The organism is Saccharospirillum sp. (genome assembly GCF_039982735.1).
Classification (GTDB): Bacteria; Pseudomonadota; Gammaproteobacteria; order Pseudomonadales; family Natronospirillaceae; genus Saccharospirillum.
In genome coordinates this window covers 58336-73369 of sequence record NZ_JBDWXV010000008.1, presented here as the reverse complement: position 1 = coordinate 73369, position 15034 = coordinate 58336, and the positions used below count along the sequence as shown (strand labels likewise).

At 56.6% G+C, this 15034-nt stretch carries 14 protein-coding genes; 11 read left to right on the top strand and 3 right to left on the bottom strand.

The window, feature by feature from the left end:
- Positions 1-98: 98 nt before the first annotated feature.
- Positions 99-1040 carry a hypothetical protein gene (locus ABJT94_RS04970; RefSeq protein ID WP_348477231.1) on the bottom strand — a complete coding sequence of 314 codons (942 nt, stop codon included), beginning with the start codon at positions 1038-1040 and terminating at the stop codon, positions 99-101.
- A gap of 244 nt (positions 1041-1284) precedes the next feature.
- Between ABJT94_RS04970 and ABJT94_RS04965 the strand changes: the two genes are divergently transcribed.
- Both ABJT94_RS04965 and ABJT94_RS04960 read left to right on the top strand, forming a co-directional pair.
- Complete coding sequence (locus tag ABJT94_RS04965) at positions 1285-1545, top strand: succinate dehydrogenase assembly factor 2 (RefSeq protein ID WP_127557849.1); 261 nt, start codon at positions 1285-1287, stop codon at positions 1543-1545.
- The gene (locus ABJT94_RS04960; protein ID WP_348477232.1) at positions 1529-1969 is read left to right on the top strand and encodes a hypothetical protein; all 441 of its coding nucleotides are present in this window, start codon (positions 1529-1531) and stop codon (positions 1967-1969) included. Before ABJT94_RS04965 ends, ABJT94_RS04960 begins: the two co-directional genes overlap by 17 nt.
- 150 nt (positions 1970-2119) lie before the next feature.
- Here ABJT94_RS04960 and nadB read toward each other — a convergent pair whose 3' ends face one another.
- Complete coding sequence (gene nadB / locus ABJT94_RS04955; protein WP_348477233.1) at positions 2120-3727, bottom strand: L-aspartate oxidase; 1608 nt, start codon at positions 3725-3727, stop codon at positions 2120-2122.
- A gap of 185 nt (positions 3728-3912) precedes the next feature.
- Between nadB and ABJT94_RS04950 the strand changes: the two genes are divergently transcribed.
- The 9 genes from ABJT94_RS04950 (at position 3913) to acpS (ending at position 12107) form a co-directional block, all read left to right on the top strand.
- Positions 3913-4398, top strand: a complete 486-nt coding sequence (locus ABJT94_RS04950) for a SoxR reducing system RseC family protein (protein WP_348477234.1) — start codon at positions 3913-3915, stop codon at positions 4396-4398.
- A gap of 124 nt (positions 4399-4522) precedes the next feature.
- Positions 4523-5908 carry a Do family serine endopeptidase gene (locus tag ABJT94_RS04945; RefSeq protein WP_348477235.1) on the top strand — a complete coding sequence of 462 codons (1386 nt, stop codon included), beginning with the start codon at positions 4523-4525 and terminating at the stop codon, positions 5906-5908.
- 102 nt (positions 5909-6010) lie between these two features.
- On the top strand, positions 6011-7813 hold the full coding sequence (gene lepA, locus ABJT94_RS04940) for a translation elongation factor 4 (RefSeq protein ID WP_348477237.1): 1803 nt from the start codon (positions 6011-6013) through the stop codon (positions 7811-7813).
- Positions 7814-7863: 50 nt separating this feature from the next.
- On the top strand, positions 7864-8967 hold the full coding sequence (gene lepB, locus ABJT94_RS04935) for a signal peptidase I (protein WP_348477238.1): 1104 nt from the start codon (positions 7864-7866) through the stop codon (positions 8965-8967).
- A 115-nt stretch (positions 8968-9082) separates the two neighbouring features.
- Positions 9083-9448, top strand: coding sequence for a DUF4845 domain-containing protein (locus tag ABJT94_RS04930; RefSeq protein WP_164743866.1), 366 nt, complete (start codon positions 9083-9085; stop codon positions 9446-9448).
- A 12-nt stretch (positions 9449-9460) separates the two neighbouring features.
- Positions 9461-10135 carry a ribonuclease III gene (rnc, locus tag ABJT94_RS04925; protein WP_348477239.1) on the top strand — a complete coding sequence of 225 codons (675 nt, stop codon included), beginning with the start codon at positions 9461-9463 and terminating at the stop codon, positions 10133-10135.
- The gene (era, locus tag ABJT94_RS04920) at positions 10132-11043 is read left to right on the top strand and encodes a GTPase Era (RefSeq protein ID WP_348477240.1); all 912 of its coding nucleotides are present in this window, start codon (positions 10132-10134) and stop codon (positions 11041-11043) included. The genes rnc and era overlap by 4 nt, the downstream gene beginning before the upstream one ends.
- A complete protein-coding gene (locus tag ABJT94_RS04915; RefSeq protein WP_348477241.1) occupies positions 11040-11705 on the top strand; it encodes a DNA repair protein RecO C-terminal domain-containing protein in 666 nt (221 codons plus the stop codon). The genes era and ABJT94_RS04915 overlap by 4 nt, the downstream gene beginning before the upstream one ends.
- A gap of 33 nt (positions 11706-11738) precedes the next feature.
- Entirely contained in the window at positions 11739-12107 is a 369-nt protein-coding gene (gene acpS, locus ABJT94_RS04910; RefSeq protein WP_348477242.1) for a holo-ACP synthase, read from the top strand.
- Positions 12108-12115: 8 nt separating this feature from the next.
- Here the strand turns inward: acpS and ABJT94_RS04905 are convergent, their stop codons facing one another.
- Positions 12116-14977 carry a response regulator gene (locus ABJT94_RS04905; RefSeq protein WP_348477243.1) on the bottom strand — a complete coding sequence of 954 codons (2862 nt, stop codon included), beginning with the start codon at positions 14975-14977 and terminating at the stop codon, positions 12116-12118.
- Between the last annotated feature and the right edge of the window lie 57 nt (positions 14978-15034).

Sequence of the window (15034 nt, the reverse complement as noted above, 5' to 3'; positions counted from 1 at the left end):
GGCCAACGTTTCCTTGATACCGGGATGCCGTTCATCGGTTGGGCAGTGTAGCACGGGCATGCTGCGCCAGGCAGTCGGGCCTGTGGGCTCTTTATCACCTAGTCTAGCAGCTCCAACGGTATCTGCCGCTCACTGTCCAGGTAGAGTGCCGGGGCCTCGACAGACTGTTTAACCATAGCAAGTCCCAGGCATTGCTCACCGTCTGCTACCCAGTTGATCCAGGTGCCGGCGTTACCCGTTGCGGTGTAGACCTCTGGCCCGGCCGGTGTTATATCGCCTTGCCAGCGCAGGCGTTGCAGGCCGCGCTTGCTCTGTCCCTTGTAATGAAGCCGGGAAATCACTTCCTGGCCAGTGTAGCAACCCTTGTTGAATGAAATCCCGTCGAGTTGTTCGAGCCCGATCGACTGGGGCACGAACTCACCGGTCAGACTGGCGTTAACCCAGGGATATCCAGCGAGGATGTCCAGCCGTTGCCAGTCGGCTGAAGGGTGCACCCGGGCATTTTCGATCTGTTCCATTAAGGTTTCGTAATCGTCTGCCAGCGCCGATAGCCAGATCTGGGCGCGGCCGTCGGGCAGACTGAACGCAAAGTGGCCGCCCTTACGCCAGACACCATTGTTGCCTTCACCCAGCACCCGGGTTAGCCAGTGCTCGGCTTCCGGGCCTGACAACCCCAGCCCATGCAGCGCCTGGCTTTCATCCGTCAGTTTTGATCCGCGAAAGAAAGGGATGTATTTGCCCAGGTGGCGTTTCAGGGTGTCGGCGGCGCTGCGCTCGATCACCAGTTTGACGGTGGTCGGCTCAGTCGACAGCAGAACGTTCCAGACGTTTGCAACCACGCGCCCTTTGGGCGTGCAGAATGCCCCTGGCAGCGGTGCCTGTGGCAGGCGTTTCAGGTAGTCCTGGGTGCCCTGGCCCTGCAGAAATGTCAGGGCGTCGGTGCCGGTAATATCGAGTATCGCCAGATGTTCAAGCGGGAAAAAAATCGGGGTGTCGACTGGCGAAGAGGGTTCGGTGGTCTGTTGGGTAGCCGGAGGCATGATGTCAGTGTCCGTATTTGGCTGGGTAGTGGGTGGTGAGTCCTGAAAGTGAAGGTTAATGATTCTTGGCATGCCAGACAAACCAGCGTGGTGAGAGGTTCGGTTTGCGCTCGCTTTGCTGTTACACTTTGCCCTCACCAGCCGGATTCATCAAGGGTGTCTTGCCTCACTCCCCAGGGAGTATCGGGACCTCCGGTATCCGGCGTCTCATCATAGGTTTGAGTGTGGGCGTTTAATCGTGGAAATGACAGAAGAACAGGCTTTGATTCACCGTCGCCTCTGGTGGCACAGTCGGCGTGGCATGCTCGAGCTGGATGTATTGCTGGTGCCCTATACCGAATCGGTGTACCCGACCCTGGGTGAGGACGATCAGCGTATTTATCGCCGCCTGATCGATAACGAAGATCAGGATTTGTGGAACTGGTTTCTGGAAAAATCCACTCCCGAAGACCCTGAGATGGCCTACATGGTCCGCAAGATACTGGATCGTGTCCAACCCGATTGAGTGCCGGTTACAACCCTCCCGCCTACGCTGGCTGATGATGTCAGCGCCCCTGGTCCTGTGTCTGCTATTGCTGGGTTTCAGTGCGTTGCCGTTTTGGTCTTTGGGTGCGCTTGCCCTGGTATTGGGCCTATGCCTGGTGGTGGCAGTTCGCTCGGAACCGCCGCCGGTCTATCTGCGTTGGGTGGGGGCGGAGCTTTGGCTGTACGATCAGTTGATGCCCTCAGGGGCCGAACGCTACTTATGGCGCGGGCTCGGTCGACGCAACGCGCTCTATGTTCGTTTTGAGCTGGAATGCGCCGATACCGGAAACCGTCGCGACCTGATGATCTGGCGCGACAGCGTAACCGACCCCAGCTGGCGTAGTCTCAATGCCTGGTTTCGAATTCAGGCCAGCCCTGTACGCCGGGAGCCAGAAAGATTGTAAATCAGGTTTCGAAGTTCGCTACATGAACTAACGGTGGCTGCCTGGGGTACTCCCCTACAGGAGTACCCCAGGCAGCTGGCGCGAACCATTGGTACTAGGGCCGCCACGAACTCCGAAACTTGACTCAGGCGTTGTTCCTGAATTCAGAGTTCAGCGTTTTCGTTCCGGTGACAGCACAGTGATTTCCGTCTGCTGCTGGGGTTCAGGGTAGCTGTGGGTGTAGTGCAGACCCCGGCTTTCCTTGCGAGACAGGGCCGATTCGATGATCAACTCGGCCACGACCACCAAATTGCGCAACTCCAGCAAGTCGGAACTGACCCGGAAGTTGGCGTAATAATCCTGAATTTCCTGCTTCAGCAAGCGCACCCGGCGCAGTGCGCGCTCCAGCCGTTTATCGCTACGTACAATGCCCACGTAATCCCACATGAAACGGCGAATCTCATCCCAGTTATGGCTGATGACGACTTTTTCATCGGAGTCGGACACTCGGGATTCATCCCAGAGCGGCAGGTCGTCCGGGTCATTGGGTGACGGGTCACTGTCCAGAATGTCAGCGGCGGCCATTTGCGCAAAGACGATGCATTCCAGCAGGGAGTTGGACGCCAGCCGGTTAGCGCCGTGCAAGCCGGTATAGGCGCACTCGCCGGCAGCGTACAATCCGGCGAGATCGGTTCGGGCATGCAGGTCGGTGCGAATACCACCACAGGTGTAGTGCGCTGCCGGCACGACGGGAATGGGTTCCTGGGTCATGTCGTAGCCATAGCTCAGGCAGCGCTCGTAAATGGTGGGGAAGTGGCTGCGAATGAAGGCGGCGGGCTTGTGACTGATGTCCAGATACAGGTGGTCAGCGCCGAGTCGCTTCATTTCGTGGTCGATGGCGCGGGCGACGATGTCCCGCGGGGCCAGTTCGCCGCGCTCGTCGAAACGATGCATAAACCGTTCGCCATTGGGCAACTTTAACAGCCCGCCTTCACCACGCACCGCTTCGGAAATCAGAAACGACTTGGCTTTGGGATGATACAGGCAGGTCGGGTGGAACTGATTGAATTCCATGTTGACTACGCGGCAGCCGGCACGCCACGCCATGGCGATTCCGTCACCAGTGGCACCATCCGGGTTGCTGGTGAACAGGTACACCTTGCTGGCACCACCACTGGCGATCACCGTAGACCGGGCGCCTATGGTCACGACCCGGTCGTTGCGTCGGTCCAGAACATAGGCACCGAGGCAGCGGTCAGGCGCGTCGGAAGTGCCTTTGGTCTTGTTGTGGGTAATCAGGTCGACCGCAATGTGCTGTTCAAGTACGTGAATGTTGGCGCGTTGCTGAACGTTGCGGACCAGGGTTTCGGATATGGCCCGGCCGGTGGCATCGGCGGCATGAATGATGCGCCGGTGCCGGTGGCCTCCCTCACGGGTCAGGTGGTAGTCGACTTCAGAGCCGTCTTCATGGGTGAAGGGTACGCCCTGGTCGATCAGCCACTGGATGGCACTGGCCGACCGCTCAACCGTATGGCGCACCGCTTTGGGCTCGCACAACCCGGCGCCTGCCTTTAGCGTATCTGCGACGTGATCGTCGACGGAATCGACTTTATCCAGCACGGCCGCAACGCCACCCTGTGCCCAGGCTGTCGAGCCCCAGCCCAGTTCACCCTTGCACACAAGGTAGATGTTTAGGTCGCGCGGTAGGCTCAGAGCCAGCGTAAGCCCGGCCGCACCCGTGCCGATAACCAAAACATCAGCGGACAATCGTGAAGGCATTGATGCGTTCTCCGTAGACAGTGTGGGGTGGCCCGGTGCGAAGTAGGCCAGGCGCATTGAGCGCCAGTATAACCAAACTCGGATTGATTACTCACTCCCGGGTAATCCCTAACGTTGCGGTTATTTGTTGAGCGCAGTTGAATCGTTATACTGTCTCACTTAAATCAGGCAGAGATGGATACCCTGTGGTCGAAGAGCGTGGACAGGTTATTGACGTAAATGCTTCCGGGAGCGTTGTATCCGTTGTGCAAACCAGCGCCTGTAAGAGTTGCAAGGCCCGTCAGGGATGTGGCCAGGCGGTGCTGAGTGAGTGGGGCAGCGCCGACCGTCAGGATGCCAAAAACCATTTTTTTATCGACAGCGCCAACACCCTGGCGTCTCGGGCCTTGCGGCCGGGCGATGTGGTTCGCCTGGGCATTCCTGAAGATGCCCTGTCGCGCGCTGCCGTCTGGATGTATCTGTGGCCACTACTGCCCGCTTTTCTAGCGCTATGGGTGGCGACCCGGCTGTCCCTGCCTGAGCCGGTTCAGTTGGTGGCGGCCGTTCTTGCCGGTGCCTTCGCGGTGATCATCACCCGCTGGCGCTTTGCCCATCCGGGCAAGACCGCACAGCCGCGCATTTTGTCGATTGAAGAGCCAGCGGTTGGCGTATTCGCCCGGGAAGCCGGCTAATGGCTTCAGCGCCCTGACTAACAGGGCGTAAATGGCATGTAAAACGAACACCCCGGGCGCTTTGATAAGACACACTTAGGCCTAACATCCCAGTTCAACTCAAAGCTGAGTGGAGTACTCATTCATGTTTCAACGGACATCCATTGTTACCGCAGTCGTGGGCGTTTTGTTTTTGGCCAGCCAGGCCATCGCTGAAGGCTTACCCGATTTTACCGAACTGGTGGAAGAACATTCACCGTCAGTGGTTAAAATCACCACCTCAACCGCACCGGTTGAACGGTCGGCCCAGCCGGACAGCAACCAGCAGGTACCGGAATTCTTCCGCTATTTCTTTGGCGATCAGTTGCCACCGAATTTCGATTTCCAGCGACCCAGCCCAACGCCAAGAGAGGGGCTCGGCTCAGGATTTATTCTCTCTGAAGATGGTTATATTCTGACCAATAATCACGTCATTGACGGGGCCGACGACGTTCGGGTGATGCTAACCAATGGCACCTCCTACGCGGCCGAGGTGATTGGCACTGACCCACAAAGTGACGTGGCGCTGCTGAAAGTTGACGCGGAAGACCTGCACGCGGTGACCATCGGTAGCAGCGAAGACCTCAAAGTAGGCGAATGGGTCCTGGCCATCGGATCACCGTTTAACTTTGAGTATTCGGTTACTGCCGGTATCGTCAGCGCCAAGGGGCGCGCGCTGGGAGGGTCAGACCGTTACGTCCCCTTTATTCAGACCGATGTTGCCATTAATCCGGGTAACTCCGGCGGTCCTTTGTTTAACCTGGATGGCGAAGTGGTTGGTATCAACTCCCAGATCTATACCCGTTCGGGTGGTTTCATGGGCGTTTCCTTTGCCATCCCGATTGATATTGCCATGAACATTGCTGACCAGTTGCGTGACAATGGTGAGGTTCAGCGCGGTTGGCTGGGTGTCGAAATGTACCCGCCGTTCAACGAGAATCTTGAACTGGCCCGGTCAATGGGTCTGGATCGTGCCGAAGGGGCGCTGATCGCCCGGGTATTTGAAGGCAGTCCGGCCGAGCAAGGTGGCATCCGAGCCGATGACATCATTCTCGAGTTCGACGGCAAGCCAGTGCGTCGCTATTCCGATCTGCCACCCCTGGTGGGCCAGGTTATGCCCGAAAGCACGGTCGACGTTGTTGTGCTGCGTAACGGAGAGCGGGAAACCCTTGATGTCACCATCGGAATACTCGATGAGACCCGCGTAGCGGCCCAGGCAGCGCCTCCGGAGCCGAGTTCAGACAACTCGCTGAACATCCTGGTGGTGGATGCAGGCGACCGCGATGGTGTTTTGGTTGAAGAAGTGCTGGCCGGGCCTGCTCAGGAAGCGGGGCTGCAATCCGGCGATGTCATCACCATGATGGGTGGCTCCTTTGTCCGCGACAAAGAAGACTTCGACCGCATTGTACGTGAATTGCCGCAAAATGGGGCCGTAGCGGTCCGCATTCTACGCGGCACCAACATCGTCTATCTGGCGATTCCCACCGAGTGAATCAAAGCCCCGGCCGGTCGCTTTCGGCCGGGGCTGTCATGGTGTTCACAGGTCAAATGGTTTAAACTCGCGACCCCATTTTTAAGCTGAGTATTTGCTTCTGTGAGCAGTGATCTCTCCCACATCCGTAATTTCTCCATCATCGCCCATATCGACCATGGCAAATCCACACTGGCAGACCGCTTCATTCAGGTGTGTGGCGGCCTGACCGAGCGTGAGATGGCCGAGCAGGTGCTGGATTCCATGGATCTGGAGCGTGAACGGGGCATCACCATCAAGGCACAGAGCGTGACCCTCGATTACAAGGCTCGCGATGGCAAAGTGTACCAGTTGAATTTCATTGATACGCCGGGGCACGTTGACTTCGCCTATGAAGTCTCGCGCTCGCTGTTTGCCTGTGAAGGGGCTCTGTTGGTCGTCGATGCTGCCCAGGGGGTTGAAGCCCAGTCTGTCGCCAACTGCTATACCGCCATTGAGCAGGGCCTTGAGGTTGTACCGGTGTTGAACAAGATGGACCTGCCCCAGGCAGAGCCCGACCGTGTCGCCCAGGAAATTGAAGAGATTATCGGCATCGACGCTCACGATGCGGTGCATGCCTCGGCTAAGAGTGGTCTGGGCATCGAGGACGTGCTCGAGCAACTGATCGAACGCATACCACCACCGGTAGGCAACCTCGACGGCGACTTGCAGGCGCTGATCATCGATTCCTGGTTCGATAACTACCTGGGGGTGGTTTCTCTGGTTCGGGTTCGCCATGGCACTCTGAACAAGGGCGACAAGATCATTATCAAGAGCACCGGTCGCATTCATGTGGTCGACAAACTGGGTATCTTTACGCCGAAGATGGCTGAAAAGAACCGGCTCAGAGCGGGGGAAGTCGGGTTTATCTGCGCCTCCATCAAGGAGATTCGCGGAGCACCGGTCGGCGATACCATTACTTTGTCGAGCACACCCAATGTCGCAGCCGTGCCCGGCTTCAAGAAAAGCAAGCCGCAGGTCTATGCCGGCCTGTTTCCGGTCTCTGCCGACGACTACGAAGACTTTCGTACCGCCCTCGAAAAACTCAGCCTGAACGACGCCAGCCTGTTCTATGAGCCGGAAAGCTCTGACGCACTGGGCTTTGGCTTTCGCTGTGGTTTCCTTGGCATGTTGCACATGGAGATCATCCAGGAACGGTTGGAACGCGAATACGACCTGGACCTGATCATCACGGCGCCGACGGTGGTGTATGAGATTCTGAAAACAGACGGCGAGGTTGTTTTTGTTGATAACCCATCGAAACTGCCCGCCGTTAACAACATTGAGGAATTCCGGGAGCCCATTGTCAGAGCGTCGATTCTGGTGCCTCAGGAGCACGTCGGCAATGTGATAACCCTCTGTGTTGAAAAACGGGGTGTGCAGCGTGACATGCAGTTCCTGGGCGGGCAGGTATCGCTGGAATACGATTTGCCGATGGCTGAAATCGTGATGGATTTCTTCGATCGGCTCAAATCGGTCAGTCGTGGCTTTGCCTCGCTCGATTTCGCCTTCGATCGCTTTGAAGCATCGGAACTGACTCGCCTCGATGTGCTGGTCAACGGCGACCGGGTGGACGCCCTGGCGGTCATTATGCACCGGGATCACGTGCAACGTCGTGGTCGTTTGCTGTGTGAAAAAATGAAGGAACTGATTCCCCGTCAGATGTTTGATGTGGCGGTGCAGGCCGCCATTGGCAACCAGGTGGTTGCGCGCACTACGGTGAAAGCCCTGCGCAAGAACGTTACCGCGAAATGTTACGGCGGCGACGTCAGCCGCAAGAAGAAATTGCTACAACGCCAGAAAGAAGGCAAAAAGCGAATGAAGCAGGTCGGATCGGTATCGATTCCGCAGGATGCCTTCCTGGCGATTTTGAAAGTGGATGGCTGACCGGCCCTGTAGGCCTCTGGTGCCAGTGTTTTGCATAAGGACAGTATGGAATGAACGTGATTGTGCTTTTTTGGGCCAGCCTGGTTATGACGGTGGTGTTGGCAGCGGCGATCTTTATCCGGCAGCGGCAACGCCTGGCGGACGCGGTTGGCCAGAGCGACTGGAGTCGGGAGCAGTTGGAGGCACTGTTTGCCCCCAGCATACTGGAGCGTGGGCTGGGTTACGCACTACTGGCTCTGCTGTTAGCGTTGATCTGGCAGACCATTCAGCAGAGTTTTGATTTTGCCTTGTTGCTGGCGGTAGCGACGCTGGTTACCGGACTGGTGTACCTGGCAGATATCCTGCTGTTACGGGCTTACCGTCGCAAGGTGCTGGCTGCGGCTGAACTGTCCATGACGGATTTCAAAAACGTTCGTGAAGATTTGAACGTAGAGCCTGGGCTGATCGAAAACAGCCGGTCCTTTTTCCCTGTATTGCTCATTGTGTTCGTGCTGCGCAGCTTCTTGTTTGAACCTTTTCAGATTCCCTCGGGGTCGATGAAGCCGACACTGGAAATTGGTGATTTCATCATTGTAAACCGCTTCACTTACGGCCTGCGCATGCCGGTGACCAATGACGTGGTTATTCCGGTGAGTCGGCCCGAGCGTGGTGATGTCATCGTGTTCCGGCCGCCGCATGAACCCAGCAAGAACTTCATCAAACGTGTCGTTGGATTGCCAGGAGACCTGATTCAATACGATTACGGTCGCCGTCAGCTCAGCATCAATGGCGAAGCCATTGACTTTGCCTTTGAACAGCGCACGGCTGACGACGAAGGCCGCTATACGCTGTACAGCGAACAATTGGGCGATGTAGAGCATTTTATCTATCAGAATCAGGCGGGGCCGAGTCGGCATCCGCACGAATGGGTGCCCGCCGAAGGCGTTTTGGTGCCGAAAGGGCATTATTTTGTGATGGGTGATAACCGTGACGCAAGTCACGATTCCCGATACTGGGAAGGGCAGCGTCGACTGGAGCAAAGCGACTATAATAACCAGGGCAATAATGCCTGGGGGTTTGTAGACGAAAATGCGATTCTCGGTGAAGCAGTGGCCGTCTGGATGACCTGGAAGGGCTGGTATCCGGCCTTCTCGCGCGTTGGTGCTATTGACTAAGTCGCCAGACTGCGCGAGTTTACCCCGAAGCAGTGGCTAGCCGTTAACCGGTGTTCCAGCCTGCCCCATAAGACCGGCAATGCGAACGGCATTGCCCCATACAGGATGAATGACAATGCGGACTCCGAAACGTGAGCAGGGCATGACGATTCTTTCAATGGCCATCTTGCTGTTTATGGTCATTTTTTTCGGCACTCTGATCATCAAGTTATCTGGCCCTTACTATGACCAGTTCACCATCGACCAGATGATCAGTCGTACCGCCCAGGAGTTAAACGGTGACCAGGCACTGGAATCCGAGTTCAGAGACAGGATGTCGAAAAACCTGAGCATTAATAATATTGAGCTCGATCTGCGCAAAGATCTGACGTTCGATTTGCGCTCCAATGAGCCCAAAGTCACCCTCGACTATGAAAAAAGGGTGCACATCTTCGCCAACATTGATGTCGTGCTGACGTTTTATGAAGAATACGGACTCTGACCAGTGTCATTAATGATTGAACGACTCAGCCAGCGGCTGGGTTATCAGTTTAAAGACGGAGCGCTGTTGCAACAGGCGCTTACGCATCGCAGCTTCTCCCGAAAGAACAACGAGCGACTCGAATTTCTTGGTGATGCCATTCTTAACTGCACCATTGCTCAGCAGTTGTATGATCGTTTCCCCAAAGCAAGAGAAGGCCAGCTGTCCCGGTTAAGGGCGCACCTGGTAAAAGGTGAAACGCTGGCGGAACTGGGCCGCGAATTTGAACTCGGTGAGTGTTTGCGTTTGGGCAGCGGCGAGTTGAAAAGCGGCGGCTTCCGGCGCGATAGTATTCTTGCTGATGCGATTGAAGCGATCATCGGTGCCATCAGTCTGGATCAATCACTGGATGCGGCACAGAGTGTCATCGTTCAGTGGTTCGAGCAACGGTTGCAGGAACTGAACCTGAGCGACAACATCAAGGATTCCAAAACCCGCTTGCAGGAGTTTTTGCAATCGCGAAAAGCCCCCTTGCCGCAGTACAGTGTGCGCGAAGTGAGCGGCGAGGCACACGATCAGACCTTTACCGTCGATTGTGAAGTGGAAGGGCTGGAGCAGCCGACCGTCGGTGCCGGTAACAGCCGTCGTATTGCGGAGCAGGAAGCCGCACGCGCGGCCCTCAAAGCGCTCGGAGAGCATGCCAAGTGAACGAACCCTATGAATTGAATACCCGCTGTGGCTTTGTGGCCATTGTGGGTCGCCCGAACGTCGGTAAATCCACGCTGATGAACCACGTTCTGGGCCAGAAAGTGTCCATTACCTCGCGCAAGCCCCAGACCACCCGTCACCGGGTCATGGGGATTCACAGTGAAGGCGATGTACAGATGATCTTCGTCGATACACCGGGGATGCACCGCGGCGAAGAGAAGGCGATCAACCGATATATGAACCGGGCCGCCGATTCAGCTCTGGCTGATGTCGATGTGATCGTACTGGTCGTCGACCGAACGGTCTGGACAGACGAAGATCAGTGGGTACTCGACAAACTCAAGGCTAACAAGGCACCGGTCATTCTGGCGATCAACAAGGTGGATCACCTTGAAGACAAACAAAGCCTGTTGCCTCACATGCAACGACTGGCTGAGCAGTTCGATTTTGCCGAGGTCGTTCCTTTATCGGCGCTGAGAGGCAACAACCTCGACACCCTGGTTGAACAGATCGCGAAGCGTCTGCCCAAGAGTCTGTTCTATTTTCCCGAAGACCAGATCACCGACCGGACCGAGCGCTTTATGGCGGCCGAGATGATTCGGGAAAAGCTGATGCGTCAGCTCGGTGCTGAATTGCCTTATTCGATGGCGGTTGAAATCGAACAGTTCAAGTTTGAAGATCGGGTGCTGCACATTCACGGCCTGATTCTGGTGGAACGCCAGGGGCAAAAGAAGATTGTTATTGGTGACAAAGGCAGTCGGATCAAGAAAGTGGGTCAGGATGCCCGTATGGACATGGAGCAACTGTTCGACGCCAAGGTGATGTTGAATCTCTGGGTTAAAGTGAAGGGTGGCTGGGCCGATGACGAACGCGCTTTGAAAAGCCTGGGCTACTTTAACGAACCATGATCGGCCGGCGTGCGCCAGCTCAGCCCGCCTACGTGCTGCATGCCCGTCCGTTTCGCGAATCTCACTGGTTACTGGAGTTGCTTACCCCAAATCAGGGTCGGTTTACGGCGGTCGGCCGAGGCTCGCGTCCTGCTCTGTTTTGCCCCTGTCTGGTCAGAACACACGGCACTGCTGAGTTGAAGCAACTGGGCGATTGGCGCTATCAGGGGGCGGCACCCGTACATCAGGGCGCCGCGCTGGTTCAGGGGTTGTACATCAATGAACTCTGTGTGCGTCTGGTGCCCCGGTTTCAGGTCGACGAGGCCTTCTTTGGTGTCTATGCGAGTACACTGCTGCTGCTGGCTGAGCCATCGCAACAGGCGCCTGCACTGCGCTATTTCGAGCGGCGGCTGCTCGAGGCGACTGGGTTTGGGCTGGATTATCGCCAGACCATGGACACCGGTGACTGGATTGAGCCGGGGAGTTACTATCGTTTTGATCCGGCTCGGGGGTTTTGTCAGGGCAGCCGGGACGATAACTTGCCGGGCAGTCTGATTCAGGCCATAGCCGACAATAACTGGCAATCCGACCCTGCCTTGTCAGTGGCCCGTGAGATCAATGCCAGCCGAATTCAGCATGTGCTCGAAGGCCGTTCCTGGCACAGTAAAAACTGGGTATGCTGAGCGTTGCAACGTGCCACTAAAGAGATTCAGGGTGTGAACATTGGGACCGACATCGTCAATATTCAGCGGATCGAGCAGGTGCTTGCCCAGCAGGGCGAGCGTTTTCTGAAGCGCATACTGACCAGCGCCGAACAGGACGAGTACCATAGACGGGGTGCACCGGTGAAGTTTCTGGCCAATCGCTTTGCCGGAAAAGAGGCCATTGCCAAGGCATTGGGTACAGGCATAGCCCAGGGCGTTACGTTTCAGGGCATAGAGATACTGCCGGACGAGCTGGGCGCTCCCCGGGCCCAGTTGCACGGGGTGGCGCTGGTGAAGCAACAGGCTTTGGGTGCGGCACGGGTTCATATCAGCCTGGCTGATGAACACGACTATGTAGTAGCTTTTGCCGTGATTGCCTGAGGGTGTTGTCAGCTGGGCTGGCGCTTGCCCGATTTCTGCTGCATTTGATAGGCGTACACCTTCACCGCCTGATCCAGCACCTTTTCCCAGTCATGATCGTTCGACCAGTGCTGCAATTCATTGATTTCTTCATTCAGTAAAAACAGTGCGTCTTCCAGAATGGCATAGTGCCCCTGTTTGAGCAGCGACTCGGTGTACATGGCGGTCATCTGAATGCGCGGTACACCGCAATAGTGAGTGGCACCGTGCAGACGGTGAACGTCTTCAAGCAGGGACTTGTAATCACCTTGCTGATAGAGGGCGTTCATGCGTCTCTGATCCTTTTCCAGGCTATCTATAAGCATGGCGAACATATCGCGCGCCAGGCCCAGCTTGCCACTGGCTTTCTCCAGGCCTGAGACAAAATCGACCACTGGCAATCCATGCAGCGTTTCCATATCGAGCGATGCAGGCGCTTCGGTGTCGGCAGGTGACGTAACGGACGGTGTATCTTCATAACTCAGGGCTGTGCCCGTCCATTTGAACAAGGTTCGATGTAGCTGGTCTTCATCAACCGGCTTGGTCAGGTAGTCGTCCATGCCGCTGTCGAGCATGCTTTGCCGCTCCTCGGCCAGGGCGTGCGCTGTCAGCGCGATGATTGGTACGCGAGCCTGGGCGGGCTCCATCTGGCGAATTCGGCGTGTGGCCTGTTTCCCGTCCATGCCCGGCATCTGAATGTCCATGAAGATCAGGTCATACTGCGCACTCTGAACGGCTTTCACGGCATCTTCGCCATTGCGCGCGCCGTCGACCTGAACCCCGATGCTCTCCAGCAGCGTGATGATCAGTTTCAGGTTGGCGGGGTTATCATCCACCGCCAATACCCGGACTGTGGAGCGCACCAGACCCAGCGCCAGCGACGAGTTCTCGTCGACTTGCCCGGCTTTTTCCGGACGCAACATAGTCACCAGCGTCTGGTAAAGTTGACTGTAGCGCACCGGTGTCGACAGGTAATGCTTGGCGCCCTGTTCCAGCAATTTGTAGCTGATGTCTTCATCGCGCGTTGTGGCCAGTACCAGCGTCGGACAATGCAGTTCCCGTTCAATGTGCAGGATTTTCCGGTAGAGGGAATCGTCGTTGCCAAAGCCGCTAACGTCCACCAGTGCCATGTCAGGACGTACCGTATCCGGCTGTTTGAGGTGTTGGTGCAACTCATCGAGCTGTTTCATGACCAGGCATTCCATGCCCCATTGCTCCGCCTGGTGGCGCAGTGCAAGCTGCGACATTTCGCGCGGTTCTACAACGGCCAGCGTGAAACCGCTGAGATCGGTCAGTTTGGGCGGCTGCTGAATGGCCGGAGCCACTTCTGCCTTGATGTTGAACCAGAAGGTAGAACCCTCGTCTTTCTGGCTTTCCAGGCCAATATCACCGCCCATCTGTTCCACCAGCCGCTTGGAAATGACCAGGCCGAGGCCGGTACCGCCAAACTCACGGGCGGTTGATGAATCGGCTTGCGTGAAGGCATGAAACAGGGCTTTCTGCTCGGCTTTGGACAAGCCAATACCGGTGTCGGTGACACTGATGCGGACCATCAGTTTATTGCCCTGCGCCTGCTCGATCATGGTTCGCACCACAATGCTGCCTTTGGGCGTGAACTTGATGGCGTTGTTAACCAGGTTGGTCAACACCTGCTTGAGCCGCAGCGGGTCGGTGATCAGCTGTTCGGGCACATCGGAGTAATAGAGGCTGACCACTTCGAGTTGCTTGGCCTGGGATGCAGGCGCCAGCATCACGAGTACATCCTCGATCGTCTCGCGCAGGTTCATGCTGCGGTTGTCGAGCATCAGCTTGCCCGCCTCGATTTTACAGAAATCGAGTACGTCATTGATGATGGTCAGCAACCCCTGAGATGACGACAGTATGGTGGAGATGTAGTCTTCCTGCTTGCGCGTCAGGTTGGACTTGGCCAGCAGGCGGGCAAAGCCAATAATGCCATTGAGCGGTGTGCGAATTTCGTGGCTCATGTTGGCCAGAAACTCGGTTTTCACCTGGTTGGCCTGTTGCGCTTCGCGCCGGGCCATGTCCAGTTCAATGTTCTGGATTTCGATGGTTTCCAGAGTCTCGCGCAAGTCTTCGGTAGCCTGTTCTACACTGTTTTGCATTTCCTCGTAGGCATCACGCAGGGTTTCTGCCATGGAGTTAATGCCCACTTCCAGATCATGCAGCTCGCCATTGGCTTTCAGATCGACCCGGGCATCCAGGTTGCCCTCGCGAATCGCGTCTACAGTGGCAATCATGTTGCGTACCGGGCGGCTAATTTCCCGGCTGAGCCACACAGCGAGACCGGACACAGCGATCAGACCCAGAGAAAGGATCATCAGGTTGATCAGCAAGGTCCGGTAGTGGGCAACCTGGGTGTTGGCGTAGTCGAACTCAATTTCCAGCCAGCCGGTCGGGGCCGAGGTGCTCATGCGCAATTGCAAGTCGGCTGGCGGGTACACGGGAATCAGGTAGCGCAATGTCGACTGAGTGCGGTAACGGGTCAGGCGATTGGTGTCCTGAATGGAATAGGGGTAAGCCGGGCCGCGCATAGTCGGGCCGGATTCAAGCCACTCACTGCCAAAGGGGTCAAACAAGCGCACGGCACGTGCATCGCGCTCGTTCAGGGCACGGCGTAGCAGGGCATGAACCAGCTCGGTACGGCCTTCCTGCAGTGGCAGCGACAAAGCGTCTGCCAACCGGTTAACCGCTGTCTCAGTCCGGTTATTGAAGGCGTTGGTTTGCTGGTCCATATCGTTTTTCGTAAACCAGGCGGTAAAGGCGATGCCAAAGACCAGTACCGGCGCCAGAGCGATAAAGAGGATACGGTTTTGAATACCCGTGGAAATCATGTGACTGCCTGTCTTTGTAGTAAAGGAACTGTAATCGGCCCATTGCAGGCGGTCAAT